This window comes from Pseudoalteromonas sp. SR41-1, assembly GCF_014164015.1.
Lineage (GTDB): Bacteria > Pseudomonadota > Gammaproteobacteria > Enterobacterales > Alteromonadaceae > Pseudoalteromonas > Pseudoalteromonas distincta.
Genome location: NZ_JACJEK010000003.1, coordinates 98198 through 116401 on the forward strand (window position 1 = coordinate 98198; position 18204 = coordinate 116401).

The 18204-nt window shown below is 37.7% G+C and carries 20 protein-coding genes, 2 tRNA genes and 1 pseudogene; 9 read left to right on the forward strand and 14 right to left on the reverse strand.

The features are described from left to right. Positions 1-79: 79 nt before the first annotated feature. The 13 genes from H5118_RS03345 to H5118_RS03405 form a co-directional block, all read right to left on the reverse strand. A complete protein-coding gene (locus tag H5118_RS03345) occupies positions 80-301 on the reverse strand; it encodes a DUF2835 family protein (protein ID WP_010552655.1) in 222 nt (73 codons plus the stop codon). Further along, positions 302-2896: an aminopeptidase N gene (gene pepN / locus H5118_RS03350; protein ID WP_182747796.1), complete on the reverse strand. Its 2595-nt coding sequence runs from the start codon at positions 2894-2896 to the stop codon at positions 302-304. Between the two features lie 47 nt (positions 2897-2943). Next, positions 2944-4407: a Na+/H+ antiporter NhaC gene (nhaC, locus tag H5118_RS03355; RefSeq protein WP_002961908.1), complete on the reverse strand. Its 1464-nt coding sequence runs from the start codon at positions 4405-4407 to the stop codon at positions 2944-2946. A gap of 181 nt (positions 4408-4588) precedes the next feature. After that, positions 4589-6613, reverse strand: a complete 2025-nt coding sequence (gene prc, locus H5118_RS03360) for a carboxy terminal-processing peptidase (RefSeq protein ID WP_165723491.1) — start codon at positions 6611-6613, stop codon at positions 4589-4591. A 26-nt stretch (positions 6614-6639) separates the two neighbouring features. Next, positions 6640-7290 carry an RNA chaperone ProQ gene (proQ, locus tag H5118_RS03365; protein WP_002961909.1) on the reverse strand — a complete coding sequence of 217 codons (651 nt, stop codon included), beginning with the start codon at positions 7288-7290 and terminating at the stop codon, positions 6640-6642. A gap of 15 nt (positions 7291-7305) precedes the next feature. Next, positions 7306-7584, reverse strand: coding sequence for a hypothetical protein (locus tag H5118_RS03370; protein ID WP_002961910.1), 279 nt, complete (start codon positions 7582-7584; stop codon positions 7306-7308). Next, on the reverse strand, positions 7584-8042 hold the full coding sequence (locus H5118_RS03375; RefSeq protein ID WP_002961911.1) for a GAF domain-containing protein: 459 nt from the start codon (positions 8040-8042) through the stop codon (positions 7584-7586). The genes H5118_RS03370 and H5118_RS03375 overlap by 1 nt, the downstream gene beginning before the upstream one ends. A gap of 128 nt (positions 8043-8170) precedes the next feature. Further along, a complete protein-coding gene (locus tag H5118_RS03380) occupies positions 8171-8551 on the reverse strand; it encodes a hypothetical protein (protein WP_002961912.1) in 381 nt (126 codons plus the stop codon). 173 nt (positions 8552-8724) lie between these two features. Continuing rightward, positions 8725-8970, reverse strand: coding sequence for a hypothetical protein (locus H5118_RS03385; protein ID WP_182747798.1), 246 nt, complete (start codon positions 8968-8970; stop codon positions 8725-8727). Positions 8971-8983: 13 nt separating this feature from the next. Continuing rightward, complete coding sequence (locus H5118_RS03390) at positions 8984-9796, reverse strand: CPBP family intramembrane glutamic endopeptidase (RefSeq protein WP_182747799.1); 813 nt, start codon at positions 9794-9796, stop codon at positions 8984-8986. Between the two features lie 119 nt (positions 9797-9915). Next, complete coding sequence (locus H5118_RS03395; protein ID WP_259397882.1) at positions 9916-10812, reverse strand: LytTR family DNA-binding domain-containing protein; 897 nt, start codon at positions 10810-10812, stop codon at positions 9916-9918. Between the two features lie 371 nt (positions 10813-11183). Continuing rightward, positions 11184-11274 (reverse strand) — tRNA-Ser (locus H5118_RS03400). Between the two features lie 83 nt (positions 11275-11357). Beyond that, positions 11358-11448: transfer RNA gene (locus tag H5118_RS03405), tRNA-Ser, on the reverse strand. A 251-nt stretch (positions 11449-11699) separates the two neighbouring features. Between H5118_RS03405 and H5118_RS03410 the strand changes: the two genes are divergently transcribed. From H5118_RS03410 to H5118_RS03440, 7 genes are read left to right on the forward strand one after another with little or no spacing between them, the layout of a single operon-like run. Next, positions 11700-12365 carry a Bax inhibitor-1/YccA family protein gene (locus tag H5118_RS03410; protein ID WP_008133668.1) on the forward strand — a complete coding sequence of 222 codons (666 nt, stop codon included), beginning with the start codon at positions 11700-11702 and terminating at the stop codon, positions 12363-12365. A 55-nt stretch (positions 12366-12420) separates the two neighbouring features. Beyond that, positions 12421-12774: a sulfurtransferase complex subunit TusD gene (gene tusD / locus H5118_RS03415; protein ID WP_024596911.1), complete on the forward strand. Its 354-nt coding sequence runs from the start codon at positions 12421-12423 to the stop codon at positions 12772-12774. Further along, a complete protein-coding gene (gene tusC / locus H5118_RS03420; RefSeq protein ID WP_182696472.1) occupies positions 12771-13127 on the forward strand; it encodes a sulfurtransferase complex subunit TusC in 357 nt (118 codons plus the stop codon). Before tusD ends, tusC begins: the two co-directional genes overlap by 4 nt. Then, on the forward strand, positions 13124-13390 hold the full coding sequence (locus tag H5118_RS03425; protein WP_008133664.1) for a DsrH/TusB family sulfur metabolism protein: 267 nt from the start codon (positions 13124-13126) through the stop codon (positions 13388-13390). Before tusC ends, H5118_RS03425 begins: the two co-directional genes overlap by 4 nt. A 3-nt stretch (positions 13391-13393) precedes the next feature. Next, positions 13394-13723 (forward strand): TusE/DsrC/DsvC family sulfur relay protein, encoded by a 330-nt coding sequence (locus H5118_RS03430; RefSeq protein ID WP_007375712.1) that lies wholly within the window; start codon positions 13394-13396, stop codon positions 13721-13723. Continuing rightward, a complete protein-coding gene (locus H5118_RS03435; protein WP_182747801.1) occupies positions 13723-14409 on the forward strand; it encodes a pseudouridine synthase in 687 nt (228 codons plus the stop codon). The genes H5118_RS03430 and H5118_RS03435 overlap by 1 nt, the downstream gene beginning before the upstream one ends. After that, positions 14402-14839, forward strand: coding sequence for an NUDIX hydrolase (locus H5118_RS03440; RefSeq protein WP_033028398.1), 438 nt, complete (start codon positions 14402-14404; stop codon positions 14837-14839). The genes H5118_RS03435 and H5118_RS03440 overlap by 8 nt, the downstream gene beginning before the upstream one ends. Before the next feature lies 1 nt (position 14840). On the opposite strand, the pseudogene H5118_RS03445 reads toward H5118_RS03440, so the two are convergent. Beyond that, a pseudogene (locus H5118_RS03445) lies at positions 14841-16111 on the reverse strand (diguanylate cyclase). Positions 16112-16472: 361 nt separating this feature from the next. Here H5118_RS03445 and mnmA point away from each other — a divergent pair. Both mnmA and hflD read left to right on the forward strand, forming a co-directional pair. Continuing rightward, entirely contained in the window at positions 16473-17573 is a 1101-nt protein-coding gene (mnmA, locus tag H5118_RS03450) for a tRNA 2-thiouridine(34) synthase MnmA (protein ID WP_002962705.1), read from the forward strand. After that, on the forward strand, positions 17573-18175 hold the full coding sequence (hflD, locus tag H5118_RS03455; protein ID WP_007375707.1) for a high frequency lysogenization protein HflD: 603 nt from the start codon (positions 17573-17575) through the stop codon (positions 18173-18175). The genes mnmA and hflD overlap by 1 nt, the downstream gene beginning before the upstream one ends. Positions 18176-18204: the final 29 nt, after the last annotated feature.

The following is an 18204-nucleotide window of genomic DNA, read 5'->3' on the forward strand; positions in this document are numbered from 1 at the left end:
CACGTAATTTAACAATAGGACAAATTGAAATTAACAAAAATACAATATTTTTATGTATATATAACATAAAAACCGAGTGTCAGGCCACTCGCTCTAGGCGGATAAACTTGTTTTCGGGGGTTAATAAGAGTCTAAAACGGCCACGTACACCTAAACTTGAAATGAAGGGCCTCAAATGTGTAGCAGCAAAACGAATCGTTTTACCGCCATCTTCTACAACTTGTAAAGAGCTAAAACGGCCATGGTAGTAATCCATGCACTCGTTATAGCTCAATCTTAAGGTAAAATAATACTCAATCATTTATGCGAGCGCTTTTTCAACCTTTTCATACAAATCAGCACTTAACCCATCTAGATTAGCTAAGCGTTGTAATTGCAGTTTCATTGCTTGAGAGCGAACATCATCGTAACGCTTCCATGACATGAACGGTGTTAGCATACGAGACGCATTTTGTGGATTAATTGCATTAAGTTTTATTAACAAGTCACCTAATAACGTATAGCCTTGGGCATCTGAGCGATGAAATTGTGCTGTATTAAAGTGACTAAAGCTTCCTACAAGTGCACGTACACGGTTCGGGTTTGAAAAATCAAAACACGGATGTTCGTAAAGTGCCTTAATATTATCTATAGCTTTATTGCCTGACTGCATAGCTTGCAGTGCAAACCACTTATCCATCACTAAAACATCATGGCGCCATTGACTATCAAAATGATTCAAAAGCTCTTCTTGTATAGGGTGGGATGCTTTTACCACTGCGCTTAGTGCACCAAGTACATTGGTCATATTAGTCGAACTTGCGGCTTCTTTAATAAAGCTTACAGCCTCTGGCTTTTGAGTTTTAGCCAAATAATGCAAGCATATTTGTTTTAAAGCGCGTTTAGCAACGGAGCTTGCACTTATACTGCCATCATCTTCAAGAGATTCGTAACAAGCAAGCAGTTCATCAGCAAGTTCGTCAGCAATTTGTTGCTCAAACTTTTCTGTTATTTCAATAATCTCATCAACAGGTATTACTTCAAATTCAGCGGCTAATGTATCAAAACTTGGCAGTTTAAACAGCTCTGCAATTAAGGCTAAATCACCCTCTTTGGTGTTTATAAGTACACGTAGCGCATTTATAGTTTCGCTGCTTAACATGCTATTAGTCGTGTCGGTAATCTGAGACTTAATCGCTTTAATAAATAGCTGCTGTTGTGCATCCCAACGTGAAAAATCACTGCGTGCAAAACGCATAATATGCAATAGTTCGGGCTCTGTTGTTTGCTGATTTAAAATACAAGGTGCAGAAAAATCTTCGAGTAAAACCGCAACAGGCTTTTCTAAGATATTATCAAAGCTAAATGTTTGAGTCGTACTTGTTACATCAAGCACATGATCTAGTTTTTTACCTTTACATTGCAGAGCAATACTTTCCCCATTCGCATCAAGTAGTTCAATAGCAAAAGGTATATGAAGTGGTTTATTGTCTGGCTGATTGTCCGGTGCTGCTTGTTCTATTGTCAATGTATACGTATTTGAACTGCTATCAAAATGTTGTATTGCATTTAAGCGCGGTGTACCCGATTGGCTATACCACAGCTTAAATTGCTCTAAATTAACACCTGATGCATCGCTCATTGCACTGACAAAGTCATCACATGTTACTGCTTGTCCATCGTGGCGCTCAAAGTAAAGTGTCATCCCTTTTTGAAAATTAGTTTCACCTAGTAACGTGTGCATCATACGGATAACTTCAGCACCTTTATCGTATACTGTTACAGTATAAAAGTTATTCATTTCAATAACTTTTTCAGGACGAATTGGATGCGCCATAGGGCCTGCATCTTCGCTAAACTGATGCGTACGCATTACTTTAACTGCATCAATTCGGTTAAGTGCACGAGAGCCTAAATCACTACTAAACTCTTGGTCTCTAAATACGGTTAACCCTTCTTTTAGCGATAACTGAAACCAATCTCTACAAGTAACTCGGTTACCTGTCCAGTTATGAAAGTACTCATGCCCTACAATGGATTCAATCGTATGGTAGTCTTTGTCTGTCGCTGTTTCTTGATTAGCTAATACACATTTACTATTAAAAACGTTTAGCCCTTTATTTTCCATCGCGCCCATGTTGAAAAAATCGACGGCTACAATCATATAAATATCAAGGTCATACTCTAAATTAAAGCGTTCTTCATCCCATTGCATTGCTTTTTTAAGTGAAGCAATAGCATGAGGTGTTTTAGATAAATTACCCTTATCAACAAATAATGCTAACTCTACGTCTTTGCCGCTTTTAGTCGTGTAGGTATCTTTCAAAACATCAAAATCGCCCGCTACAAGTGCAAATAAATAGCTCGGCTTTTTAAATGGGTCTTGCCATTTCACAAAATGACGACCATCTGATGTTTCACCGCTATCTACTTGATTACCATTAGAAAGAAGTTGTAGATACTTTTTATCCGCAATAATAGTTACATCAAACGTGGCAAGTACGTCAGGGCGATCCATGTAATAGGTGATTTTTCTAAACCCCTGCGCTTCGCACTGTGTGCAATACGCACCGCCCGATAAATATAAACCTTCTAAAGAAGTATTCGTCTCAGGTGATATCTCGGTCACAATACTTAATTGGCAACTATCCGATAGGTTATTAATTATTAGCTGCTCACCAACAATTTCATAATCCGTTATATCAACTGTATCAACAGATAAAGACAGTAAACGCAAATCAATACCATCAAGCACTAAAGGTGCTTTTTTATCACCAACTCGGGTAAGTGTTAGTAAAGAGCTTACTTTGGTTGATAAAGGCTGTAAGTCAAATGTTAGCTCTGTGTGGTCAATTAGAAAGTCAGGAGCTTTATAGTCTTTAAGATATTGTGCTTGGGGTTTACTTGATTCAGTCATAGATACTCCAAAGCAGCTCCTTTTAAGTTAAAAGGAGCTGCTTAAAATTAGGCAGATTGTTTTGGCTTAATACGTAAAATTTTAATGCCTAAGTAGGCATAAACAACCGCTAAAACAGGGTTAATTAAGTTAAAGAAAGCGTAGAGTGCATAATCAAAAGGGTTTATAAGTAAAACGCTTTGCATGTATGCGCCACACGTATTCCATGGAATTAGTGGGCTAGTAATTGTACCGCCATCTTCCAATGTACGAGATAAGTTAACAGGCTTCAAACCACGTTTTTCGTATTCATCTTTAAACATACGTCCCGGTACAACAATCGCTATATATTGATCGGCCGCTATTACGTTAGTTCCTATACACGTAGCTATTGTCGCCGCAATTAACGACCCCGTGCTTTTAGCTATTTTAAGTATGCTTTTTACAAAAATATCCAAAAGACCTGTTTTTTCCATAATGGCACCAAACATCAGTGCAGTCATAATCAGCCATGTAGTTGTAAGCATACCAGCCATACCGCCACCGCTGAGTAAGGAATCCATCTTATCATCGCCGGTACTTATGCTAAAACCATCAAAGAAAGTAGTCCAAACAAGTTTGAAGTAGCCAACTAGCTGTCCTTGAGAAACATCAATTTGGCTAGCAATTAGATCAGACTGAAACAACATAGCCCAAACCGCGCCCACAACAGCACCAATTGAGATAGCAGGAAATGCTGGCATTTTTTTAATAGCTAAAACTAAAAGTACGATTAACGGGATCAGCATTTCAAAACCAATATTAAAGTTTTGCTGTAAAATAGCCGTTATTTCATCAATGCGCCCTGCTTCGCTTGAAGCTGTTGCATTAAAGCCCATGAATATAAATATAATTAGTGCAATTACAAAACTCGGTACTGTCGTCCACAGCATATGTTGAATATGCTCAAACAAATCAGCGCCAACAACTGCTGGTGCTAGATTGGTTGTTTCTGACAGCGGGCTTAGCTTATCACCAAAGTACGCGCCAGATATAACTGCACCTGCGGTTACTGTTTGCTCAAGTCCAAGACCCGTAGCAACACCCAATAAAGCAACACCTATCGTAGCAGCCGTGGTCCAAGAACTACCAATACTCATTGCTACAATGCCACAAATTAAACAACTCGCTGCATAAAACCAACTTGGATTTATAACTTGTAAGCCATAATAAATTAGAGTTGGTACAGTCCCAGAAAGTAGCCAAGTACCAATTAATGCACCTACCATAAGTAAAATTAAAATAGCACCAAGTGAAAGCGTTATGCCTTCTATCATAGCTTGTTCTAATTTTTTCCATGTGTAACCGTTTTTAAGACCAATTAAAGCCGCTGCAAAAGTGGCAAATAAAAGTGCTATTTGGTTAGGACCGGATGAAGAGTTGTCACCGAACAAGTATACAGCCGCGCCAAGTAAACAGATTAATACAGAGATAGGAATTAATGCATCAAAAAACGAGGCAGGTTTGATTGGTTTATCTTCCAATGGCTTCAAAATAGAGACTCCTACACACACTTGCTGTGTGTTTAATTATTATTTTTAGCACGTAAAGCGCATTAATTGAGCGTCATTAATCCAGCTCAACTTTATGTAATCGAAGATTATAACAATTTAGTAAATTTTAGGTAGTAAAAAAGGCGCCAATGCGCCTTTTTTACAGAGGTAAAACCAGTTATTACTTTTTAGCTATACGACCATAATTAATATAATCTTGAGTAATTAATGCAGCCTCTTCCAAAAATGGGTCAAGCTCTTCGATTACTTCTGGTATATCGTCTAAGTTTTCTACCGGATCTTTACCTAAACGCTTAAGACGTTCGTTAGTACGTACAAGTGCACGTGCTTCACCTTCATCTTTTTCTTTAATACGGTCTGCTTCAACTAAAGAGATAGTTTTACGGTCTTTCTCTTCGTTGTATAAGGTAATGTCATTAAATACATAACCAAATTCTGGCTCTGATTTAATTCGTACTTCGTGTTGTTTTTCAAGGTACGTAATAATAGGTGTTAAATTACCTAGTTTTTTATATTTCGCTTTAACAATGCTGTCCCAAGGAAGTGCATTATCTTGCTTACTTTCGCCCCACTGTGCAGGATCAATTGCTGATGGAAACGAAATATCAGGGATAACACCTTTATGTTGCGTGCTACCACCGTTAATACGATAAAACTTAGCAATAGTATACTGTACACTGCCTAGCGCATTATCGTATAGGTCATAAGCACGGCCTAAGCCTTTGTGCTGCTGTACAGTACCCTTACCAAATGTTTGCTCACCAATAATTACAGCGCGACCGTAATCTTGCATTGCTGCTGCGAATATTTCAGAAGCAGATGCACTGTAACGATCAACTAACACAGTTAAAGGGCCGTCATAGTAAGTTATACCATCACGATCTTTTTGCTCTTCTATACGGTTATTTAAGGTATGAATTTGAACAACTGGGCCCTGGTCAAAAAATAAACCTGACAATTGTGTTGCTTCATATAATGAACCACCACCATTTTGGCGCAAGTCGATAATAATACCATCAACCTTTTCTTCTTTAAGCTTAGCAAGTTCTACTTTTACATCTTTCGAAAGATTATTGTAAAAGCCAGGAATTTCAATCACCCCAATTTTACTTGTTAAATCAGAATATTTTGCTTCAAATACTTCTGATTTAGCCGCTCTATCTTCAAGTCTGATTTTATCGCGAGTGATTTCTACAACTTTCGGAGCGCCGTGAGCATCAACACCTTTTAAATACTGTAGACGTACTTTAGTCCCTTTAGGGCCTTTAATTAAATCAACTACATCATCTAAACGCCAGCCAATTACATCTACAAACTCTTCGCCATCTTGAGCAACACCAATAATGCGATCATCAGCTTTAATTTGATCTGTTTTATCTGCAGGGCCTCCCGGCACTAAGCTGCGAATAACGGTGTAATCTTCATCAGGGCTTAATACGGCACCAATGCCCTCAAGCTCTAAGTCCATATCCATTTTGAATTGCTCTGCACGACGTGGCGATAAATAAGACGTATGCGCCTCAATACTGCGTGCTAGCGAATTCATAACAATTTGAAAAGCATCTTCTGAATTTGATTGTACTAAACGTTTTTCTGCATTTTTGTAGCGTTTGGTCAGCACCTCTTTAATGCCTTCCCAATCTTTACCCGTCATTTTTAAACGCAGTGCGTCGTACTTTACACGCTCACGCCAAATTTCATCAAGCTCAGCTTGTGACGCAGGCCATGCTGAATCTTCACGGTCAAAAAAGTATTCATCTTCTTTATCAAACGTCATCTCTTTTTCAAGCAGAGTAAGTGAATACTCGTAACGTTCAAAACGGCGTTTAAGACTTAAGTTAAAAATATCAAACGTAAAGTCTAATTTACCGGTAGTAATAGCGTTATCAAAGTCATCACGATATTGCTCAAATGAGGCTATATCGCTGGCTAAGAAAACGCTTTTATTAAAATCAAGGGATTCGATATAACGATCGTACACTTTACTAGAAAGCTCATCGTTAAATTGAACCGGTGTATAGTGTGAACGAGCAAATAAGCTAGCCACTCGTTTGCTAGCAGTACCATGTTGACTCTCTTGCTTGAGCTGGGGTAAATCGTCAATAGTGACGGCTTCTACAGCAGCAAATAATGAACCTGAAAACAGGGCAGCAACTAACGGAATGAGCGTAAACTTTTTACTCATACACAACTCCTTAATTTATTTACAACTTAAACAATGTATAAGCTGTCAGCTTTGGTTTTAACTTGCATACCTGTTACTAACTCAACATGAACATCATCTTTGTTCACTTCAGTTATTACTGCATTTACAAGTGCTTGGCCAAGTTTAACCTTAACCTTATTATTAACCTTGACCTCAGTTGCTGGCAAAGGTTCAATTTTTCCTGAACGCTTAGCCGGCGCTGCTTTAGCAGGTTTGTTAGCTGCAGGAGCGTTTTTATCGCCTGGTTTGCTAGCATGAGCTGGTTTTTTCTTGAAAGATTTAGAATCAGAATCTTGGCGAGGACGCTGTTGTTTTTTGCGTTTAGCCATTTTAGCGCGGCTTTCTTCCAATGCTTTTTGTGCATGGTCGATATGCTCTTGCTCAACTTTTTCACCTTGATTACCATCAAGATCAATACGAAACTCTGACTTGGTCACAGCTTCTAAATAACGCCAGTTAGACGTGTATTTTCTAAGCGCTTGACGAACTTGAGTCTTACTTACTTTTTCAGACCCTTCAATACGCTCAGCAATATCTTTAAAAATACCTACTTTAAGCGGCTTGATGCCATCTTTTTGTTTAAAACATTGTGGGAATTCTTGATATAAAAATTCCAACACTTCATTAATATCTTTTAGCTTGTTTGTGGTTTCCATTTTAGAACCTATTTTTCACATCTTTTCATCAAGGGACGAATCGACGTAGTGTGTTACCCAGTCGACCAACTCTTCGAAATCGGCTTCTATAACAGCCATATCACCTCGAAGGTGTTCCCAAATACCATTAATTGTTTCATCAATAAATTCACATTCTGAATCATCTGGAAGACGATCCCATGCAATATGAATCAAATCATTGAGCGTTTCCGCTACATGTTCTTCTTCGCCTTCCCAATCGCCGACATCTTGTACAGCAAATAAGTAGTCTTGAACATTTAGCAAATCTTTCATTACAAGCTCGCCTCTAAGCATTTTACTAATGCTTCTAGACCGGCTTTATCGTCAGCATCAAATCGACCAATACTCGGACTATCAATGTCTAGTACAGCAAATACTTTACCATGTTTCATGATAGGTACAACTACTTCAGAATTAGACGCTGCATCACAGGCTATGTGGCCGTCAAAAGCGTGAACATCTTCAATTAATTGTGTTTCTACGGTTGCCGCAGCAGTTCCGCATACACCCTTTCCTACTGGAATACGAATGCATGCAGGGTTACCTTGAAACGGACCAAGTACTAATTCAGTAGGAGAATCCATAAAGTAAAAGCCCGCCCAATTTACATCCTCTAAAGAGGTAAATAACAGCGCGCTTATGTTTGCCATATTGGCAATTACATTGGATTCACCAGCTATCAGCGATTCAGTTTGCTTAACTAATGACTGGTAAAAATCGTGCTTTTGCATACCAAACTACTTCTTATTAAACATACAGTAGCTAAAGGTACTCTTTGTCGTGAAAAATTGGAACCTTTTGGAGGTAAAAAAAAGGAAATCACACCGTTTATCAGTGCGCTTGGTTAATAATGCTGCGATTATTTTTTTGCCGTTTTACGAAGACCAAACAAAAACAGCCCTGCAGCGAATGCTGACATTACACTATTGATCAAAAATATCTCGCCAGTTGTGGCACTTAATAAGTAACTAAATATCGCTCCGCCTAGTAATCCAAGAGTTAATACCCCTGAATAATTAACTTTAGAATACTTAAACATGAGTAAATACCCAGGCACAACAAAAGCAGCCATTGTTAAGCCTACTATGTGTGCATTTGATATAGCAGTCATTAATAAGGTGAGAAATATTGATACAAACTCGCCTTCAAGCGTAAGTGAGTAATAAACACCAAGTAAACTGCCTACAATAACAGGCGATAATAACGAAAGCCCTACGCTTTTTGCTAGCTGATGTTTCATTTAAAATCCTTAATACACAAATCTAAATTCTATGTATAAAGCATGCACCAAGATCTAAAGGTTAGAAACAGAGACTATGGTCGTAATTTATGATTAAAAATAAACCTTATTGCAGTTTGAGCCTATTACTTTATTAATAGGCTCATAAGTTTGGGTTACACTTATCAAAATGCTTATAACTTAGCTATTTTATTTGATAACTCAAAGTGGCGAGATGTTACTATTTCCTCAAGCACTGCTACCCTTTTGCTCAACATCGCTGTTTGTTCCTCTAATTTTGTTATCTTGTTATTATTTAGTCCTTTAAATTTTGCGTGCGCTGCCATTATTGTAGTTTTATTGGAGAAATAACGTTTAGTAATAATAAGAATCAAAAAGGGTGAGCTAAATATAATTATTACAATAAATAATTCTAGCATGGTCGTTTCCCACTCAGTTTAAGTTAGCTTGTTGCGTGTAAAGGCCATTTATAGTGCATTGAAATAATTTTGATAATGTAACTTCGCGCTGCTTTCCTCGTCGAATTAGCATCTCAACATACACAATACTTAACACAATGGCTGTTGCTTTAAATAAGTTACCTTGTAGATCACCTACTGCGCCACCCGACATACCAAATATTCCGTAAGCTGCATTCATAAAAATATGCATCCACATAGGAAACCAAATACGATAACCACATTCACAATATAGCCACGCAAACCATGTACCTGCTACAGTAGTGATTGCAACCGCCATCAAAGCAGAAATCGCATCATTGCCTTGATAAATATGGCCCAGACCAAATATTACTGAACTAATTAATGCCGCAGGCACAAAGCCCCATCTACAATATTTAAATAAAACACCAAACAATGCAGCCCTAAAAATTAGCTCTTCAAAAAAACCCGCATAAACTGAGCCGGTTATTATTGCTGGTATTGATAGGTTAAGTTCATCACTCAAAAATCCATAACCTATTGCCATAGGAGTACAACAAATAATTGCTGCAAGTGCATAGTTAATAAAACCAGAGGAATTGAGCCCTATAGTTTCAAAAGGCTCACTTTGTTTAAACAAAATAATAGCCGCAATAACTAACGGTCCATATAAAAAAGTATATTTAGCGGGGGTAAATAAAATGCCAGTTAGATTATCAAGTTCAGACAACCAGCTAGACCAACCTTCTCCCCAAAACTGCCTCATTACATAGTGGCAAAATACAAATATAGAAATTATTACAAATGCCTTGATAGCGTATTTCATATCTACTTTTCTCGTTAAGTTGTAAATTTCAACTTAATCTTGGCAATAGTAAAAATACAAAGCGACCTATTAGGTCTCAATTACAAGACGAGGTATAAAGCCCATGTTTTAGGGGGGGATTAACATGTTTTTGGGATTAATGACAAAGCATCTTTTATTACTTTTACATAAGAACGAGACACAGGAATTTTAATATCAATTGTATGTAGCGATAATTGCAACCCTCCAGCATTACCACTGTAGTGTTGAATGTTTTGCAGGTTGACCGCATAAGAACGGTGGCATCGTAATATAATTGTTTTTTCTGGAAGCTGCTTTAATAAACCGCTAAGAGATACACGTAATAGTTTACGTGAAGTTGAAGCTCCTTCTTGTATTGTTATTTCACAATAGTTGTCTGAAGATTTAATAAATAAAATATGGTGAGGAGCCGTATTAATTTCGTCGTTTTTGTTATCGCCTTTGAAAGTAATTGTCTTTAACTCAACTTCTCTCAACTGCTCTTGAGCAACGCTAACTGTACTAGGCTTAGTTAAATCTATTACATGCCTATTTACCACAAGTAAAAAAATAAGAGGAAATACACCAATACAAAAAATATACCCTACAAAAAGTAATTGATTCTGCCAATGCCAAGATCCAAGTACAGCAACCACAAAATACCCATGATTGAATATCGCAGTAATTAAAATATATGTGATAGGAATAATAATTAAACGGTTTAATTTACTTAGCTTAAACTTAAGTAACACTATTTCTATGAAACCTGACAATAGCAAAGCACAAAAGGTTACTAACCCATAGCCAAAAAGCCGCAGAAACTTGTAAGACTCGGTATCGCTTGAAGTGCCAAAAGGTTGAAACACAAAAAGTACAAAAAGCGTTATAAACGAAAACATGACGGCACGATATACAACTAACTTTCTCGAATCTAGATCATCTTTGAGCCACAACATCCTATTTTGCATACCTTTAATCCACCAATATTTAAAAATAACACACATTAATATGTGCATTCCAACTCATTTAAAGTTTTGTGTGATGGTCGTTTTATTAAAAACAAAAATAGGAAGAGAACATCAACGTTTTTTAACATCAGAAGATGATGTGTGAGCAATTCTATCTGCTTTTAAGGTTTTACTAATAAGAGATAAGAGATGTAATACCAATTCGCTTAATTAAGTGATCTATTTAGAGGGCGGATAAACGTGTTTACAGCTAGCCAATAAATTCGCTATTTAGTTGTTCAAAATGAGAATTTTTTAACGCAGGGAGCGACACGTTTAGCCACGCAAAATGATTAAGTATTATTGCGGGTTGGTATAAGTGTACTGATATTGTTCCAAACACAAAAAAACCCGCTAAGTTAGCGGGCTATTCTGTTATATGGTGGAGAGATAGGGATTTGAACCCTAGATGGGCTATAAACCCATGCCGGTTTTCAAGACCGGTGCATTCGACCACTCTGCCATCTCTCCGATACTGCTAAGTTAAAAGTAAGAGTGTACTAATAACTATTTAAATGAATGATATTTTAATTACCACACACTTATTAAATAAGTGGTGGAGAGATAGGGATTTGAACCCTAGATGGGCTATAAACCCATGCCGGTTTTCAAGACCGGTGCATTCGACCACTCTGCCATCTCTCCGCACGGCCTGCATAATAGGGAAACCCATCCCTTTTGTGAAGCTTTTTTTTAAATTAATTGTTTAAGTGCCTAAAAAACAATTGATTTGTTTAAAGTTAAAACAAAATGTTTTTAATTTAGCCATCAATATACTTTTATTTAAATATTTAACTCTATTGATCTACAAAGGTTTGCCCAAACATATAAGAGTTGGTAATCTAATTTTAGTTAAATTATCGAAACACACACGTTTCACTTAAAGGAGCTCTACAATGGCGTTTAATCAATCGTACAATACCGCGAAACCGGTAATGTCTACCATTGAAACAAACAAGGTACTTAAAAACACCTACTTTTTACTAGCTATGACACTTGCATTTAGTGCAGTTACAGCCGGTATTTCAATGGCACTACAATTACCTTACTTTATGGGAATTGTGTTTACACTCGTTTCGTTCGGTTTATTATTTGTTGTAAATAAAAAAGCAGATACAGCATCTGGTGTATTTTGGGTGTTTGCTTTCACAGGTTTAATGGGTGCAGGCTTAGGTCCATTGCTTAACCATTATGCCGCATTACCTAATGGCCCAATGCTTATTATGCAAGCCTTAGGTTCTACAGCGCTTATCTTTTTTGGTTTATCTGCTTATGCACTAAATACTAAAAAAGACTTCTCATTCATGGGTGGCTTTTTAACTGTTGGCTTAATCGTTGTGATTGTAGCAAGCATCGTTAATATTTTTATTGGCAGTTCATTGATGTTTATGGTGCTTAATGCAGCAGTTGTACTGATTATGTCTGGTTTGATTTTATTTGATACAAGCCGAATCATAAACGGTGGTGAAACTAACTACATTCGCGCAACAGTGTCTTTATACCTAAGCGTATATAACTTATTTACTTCTTTGCTTGCTCTACTTGGCGCAAGTGATGACTAATTAAATAGTTCTGTTAAAATAGCCCCTTTATTGGGGCTTTTTTATTGGAATTGTTTTGGCACGCTTTGTTCTTTCATTACATACACCACCATCCGATCACGATACCACGCAACGCATAGTTAAATTTGCGAATGCATGTTTAGCCCAAGGGCACACCATTGATGCTATTTTTTTATACCAGCAAGGTATTTATCATGCATCTACCCACTTTGATTTATCCTCAGACGAACTTCAAATTTCAGCACTTTGGCAGCAACTCGCTGATCAAAAACTAAATTTAATGCTGTGTGTTACCGCCGCGCAAAAGCGCGGGTTAGATATTAAAAACACAGGTGTATTTAAAGTCGCAGGGTTAGCTGAATTTGCAATGCTTGCAAGCGACGCAGATAAATGGGTGCAATTTAAATGATAAACGTATTAGTAATGAGTCAGTGCAGCCCATTTGACGATTTAAATATTCGTGATGCACTAGATATGACATTGATTTTTGCTGCTGTTGACCAAAATGTAAGTTGGTTGTTTAGCGGCCCCGCCGTTTTAGCTTTAAAAAAGCATCAGCAACCAAACAATATTGGCTTAAAAGACCTTTTTAAAAATATTAAAACACTCGAAATTTATGATGTTGAAAACATTTTCGTGTGTGAAAAATCATTGCTTGATTATGGTTTAAATAAACATGATTTACTCATAGAGGCAAAAGCTCTTAACTTTAGTCAACAACAAACACTAATTAAAGCGCAGCAACATGTGGTGAACCTATGAGTACGTTACATATTTTTTCAAAGCCGCTTAACTATTACTCGGCAAATCAGCTAGAGAACTTAATTTTATCAGGCGATAAGGTACTACTTGTTGGTGATGCCTGCTTTGCAAAAAAACAATTTAGGCAATTTGCAGATACACTGCTAATACTTGAACAAGACGCGCAAGTACGTGCAATAAAATTAGCAGATAACGATAAAGCAATTAGCTATGAAGACTTTGTGGCACTCACTTTATCAACTAACCAATCCATTACGTGGTAACTCATGCTTGAATTTAACAACCAACAGATTGAAACCGACAAACAAGGCTACTTGCTCGACCATACTTTATGGTCAAAGGAGCTGGCGCCTGTAATTGCTACTCAAGAAAACATCACACTTAGTGAGCAACACTGGGAAGTCATTAATTTTGTTCGTGATTTTTACATTGAATATAACACCAGCCCAGCAATTAGAATGCTTGTAAAAGCAATGGCTAAAGCACTCGGTGAAGATAAAGGAAATAGCCTTTATTTATATAAATTATTTCCTAAAGGCCCAGCCAAGCAAGCAACAAAAATTGCCGGATTACCAAAACCAGCTAGGTGCATATAATGAGAGCTAAATCAGGCAATAATCAAGCAACACAAGCCAAGCCAAAAAGAAGTACTGGGCGTACTTATTCACGCAGTGCACTTAACAAAACGCCATCTGGTAAAAGAGAAGTAAAGCCGCAAATAGCATCTAAAGACAGAAAAATTGTGTTATTCAACAAGCCGTTTGATGTGCTATGCCAATTTACAGATGACGCAGACAGAAAAACGCTTGCTGAATTTATTCCTATTAAAGAAGTTTACGCAGCAGGAAGGTTAGACAGAGACAGTGAAGGTTTATTGCTTTTAACAAACTGTGGGAGACTACAAAACTCCTTAACTGCTCCTGATAAAAAAACGAATAAAACCTACTGGGCACAAGTTGAGGGTGAACCAACGAATGAATCAATTAATGATTTATGTAATGGCGTAGAACTTAAAGACGGGCTTACACTTCCCGCTAACGTTAAAATAATTGATGAGCCAACAATTTGGGCGCGTAATCCCCCTGTACGCGAGCGAAAAGCAATCCCTACCACTTGGCTAAGTATTACCATTAATGAAGGTAGAAACAGACAAGTTCGCCGAATGACCGCGCATATTGGACACCCTACACTTCGCCTCATCCGCTATAGCATTGGCAACTATACGTTGGATGATATTAATTGTGGTGAATACAAAGTAATTAAGGGCGTAGTTGATGCATAAACCGCATGTCACGGTTGCAGCAATAGTAAAAAAGCAAAATGAGTTTTTACTTGTAAAAGAGCGCGATAAATTTACAAAGCAAATTTGTTACAATCAACCTGCGGGTCATTTAGAGCAAAATGAGACACTTGCACAAGCTGCAAGCAGAGAGCTACTAGAAGAAACAGGCTTAGCGCTTGCGCCTATTGGTTTTTTAGGTGTTTATAATTTGCATGCCGATAACGCAGTGCACTATTTGCGATTCTGCTTTTTATTTGAAGCACCTAATAATATAAAAGCACCAACACCAATAGATTCTGACATTATCAGCGCTAACTGGCATACATTAGAGCAAATAAAATCATTACCGCTTAGGAGCCCTTTAGTGCTCAAGTGTATTAACGACAGCCTGAATCGACCAGCGTTAAGCTTAGAAACTATTTATAATTGATTTACTCAGAGCTTAGCGCTATACAATTACGCCCTTGTTTTTTAGCATAATACAGGGCGTTATCAGCGGCTCTAACAAAGCTGACTTCATTGCTATTTGTATAGTTGCTGATGGTATTAATACCCATACTTATAGATAAAAATCCGGTAAAGCTATCCTGGTGAGCAATAGCTAAGCTTTCTACAGCTTTTTGTATTTGCTCAGCTATAAACAACGCTCCTTGCCTATCCGTTTGTGGAAGTAAAACAACAAATTCTTCTCCACCATAGCGAGCCACAAAATCTTCTGGGCGACTAACCGTTGAAGCAATTTTTTGAGCCACGTCATATAAGCACGTATCGCCCGCTACATGCCCATACCGGTCATTAAATTGCTTAAAATGGTCAATATCAATAATAATCATCGATAGCATGCCTTCGCATTCTTTTGCTCGTTCAAACTCATGCGTTAGCTTTTCATCAAACCGACGCCTATTCGCAATTTTGGTTAATGCATCCAAAAAGGCCATATCCCTGAGTATATCTTCTGCTTCTAAGCGCTCTGTTGCATCATTAAAAACAGCTAAAAACTCTTCACCTATATCAATCCCTGAAATTTCCATCATCACTTGTGAGCCATCACGACAAGAAACTCGATAGTTATTTGCGGGTATGTCGTTATTGTTACTTAGTGCCTTTTCAAGTGAGTCTTGCCACAGCTCTTTTGCAAATGCTCTGTATTGGGGATCTGGATACGCTTTTTCCCACCATGATTTAAGATTTGGCACATCTTCTACTGTATAACCAAAAACATCTACAAAACGTTGATTAACTTTCAAAATATCACCCGTCTTGGCACATACATTACATACTGGCATTGGCAAAACGGTAAATAACCTAGCGTAGTGACTTATCTCATGTTTGCGCATAGGGTTGAGTGTACTTTGAGGTAAGTAACTCATTGGCATATCATTTTTTTCTATACTAAGCTTTTCGTCCATTTCTAAAGCGAAATACCATTCAAGCCACCAGTGCTCTACATGATCAAGCACCTTTAATTCAACGTTTTTTTAACTGTTGAACCTTTTATTAAGCTAAATAACTCATGTACATGGTTTGGCTCTTGGTAAATATGAGGGTTTTTGAGTTTTATTAACTCATAAAAAAGATGATAGGCTGATTTTTTAAACTCTGTCGTTTTGCTAGAAAGTAATTCGCTATCCACAAAATCAGGTTTTCGTGTGTAATGCTCAACTAAAGAATTTATCTTGTTTATTTGATAGGCATAATTCATATATTCATTCCATTGACTATATTTTAAGCGGCTTTAAAGTGGTTTACATTCATATACTCACCACTATTTTATTTTTATTAAGTGTATATTTACTCTAGTAGTTTTAAAAGAAAATACTATTAATAAAACTCAATAACTACATGAATTATTCTATAGTCTTAATTTATTAGTAAAGATCACTTTAATATTACTAAAGTTACAGCCTGATAATGCGTTTAAGTCTAGTTTGCTATTTGTTATACAAATAAAATAGTGACAAATTATGTCCTTTGCCGCCCTACGCTCTTTAAGCACAAACAAAATACATGCTATAATCGCGGCCTTTCCAAGTTAACAGCAATCTGTATAAGCGAAATTATTCATGAGCGAAAATAGTCACATTAAAGTCATTGTTGGCATGTCCGGCGGTGTTGATTCTTCTGTATCTGCATATTTATTACAACAACAGGGCTACCAAGTAGAAGGCCTGTTTATGAAGAACTGGGAAGAAGACGACAATGATGAATACTGTGCCGCCGCTGATGACTTAAAAGATGCACAAGCCGTGTGCGACAAATTAGGCATTGAGCTTCACACAGTAAACTTTGCTGCTGAATACTGGGATAATGTATTTGAGTACTTTTTAGCAGAGTACAAAGCGGGTCGTACGCCAAACCCAGATATAATGTGTAATAAAGAAATTAAATTTAAAGCCTTTTTAGAATTTGCGGCTCAAGCACTCGGTGCTGACTTTATTGCAACCGGACACTACGTTCGCCGTGAACTTCGCGATGACAAATACGTAATGTGTCGCGGACTTGATAACAATAAAGATCAAAGCTACTTCTTATATACCCTAAGCCATGAACATATTGGCCAAACGTTATTCCCTGTAGGCGATATCGAAAAACCAGAAGTGCGCCGCATAGCAGAAGAACAAGACCTAATCACTCACGATAAAAAAGACAGCACCGGAATTTGCTTTATCGGTGAGCGTAAATTTAAAGACTTTTTACAAAAGTTCTTACCAGCGCAACCTGGCGTTATCGAAGACACTGACGGTAATAACGTAGGCGAGCACGAAGGCTTAATGTACCACACACTTGGACAACGCAAAGGCTTGTTAATTGGTGGTATGAAGGAAGGTTCTGGCGAACCATGGTACGTAGTTGATAAAGATTTAGAACGTAACGTACTTGTTGTTGGCCAAGGCAAAGATCACCCTCGCCTATACAGTAATGGTCTTAATGCAAACCAATTACATTGGGTAGACCGCGTTGGCCCTAAAGGTACCACTCGCTGCACAGTTAAAACACGTTACCGCCAAGAAGACTTAAGCTGTACCCTACTTGTAGGTGAAGACGGCATGGCTCGTGTATTATTTGATGAACCACAAAAAGCAGTTACGCCAGGTCAATCTGCTGTATTTTATGCAGAAGATGTGTGTTTAGGTGGTGGTATTATTGACTCGGTGATTAAGTAATGAATGAACACCAAGTCATGGCGCTTGCCGCCATGTGCCAGGTTGCTAAGCAAGTTCAAAAAATTGCCCAGTACGGCAGTAATAATGAGCACGACTTAGAAGTATTACTTTCAAGCATTATTCAAACATCACCGGCATCGCCAGAAGATGTTTACCAAGGTACTGACAACTTACGTGATGGCTATAAAACATTAATGGCGCAGCTAACTGCTGGCGCTCAAAAAGATGTTGAAATAGTAAAATACGTAGGTGGTTTGATGCAGCTTGAGCGAGCACTAAGTGCAAACGACAAAAGCTTAAACGAATTAGGCAAACGAATTGATGATATTCATCGTCGTTTAGATCATTTTGCTATTACCGACGAGAGCGTTGTTGCCGGTTTAGCAGATATATACTCGTCGGTGCTGAGCCCCCTTGGGCACCGAATACAGGTTTATGGTAAACCCGAGTTATTAAAACAGCAGCTCACTCAAAATAAAATCCGTGCGTTATTATTAGCCGGCATTAGAAGTGCAGTATTATGGCGACAAATGGGCGGTAAACGCCGTCACTTTTTCTTTGCAAAAAGAAAAATACTCGCCATTGCTAAAACAAAAATTTAACTATCGTTCAAACTAAAATTTAGGAGTTA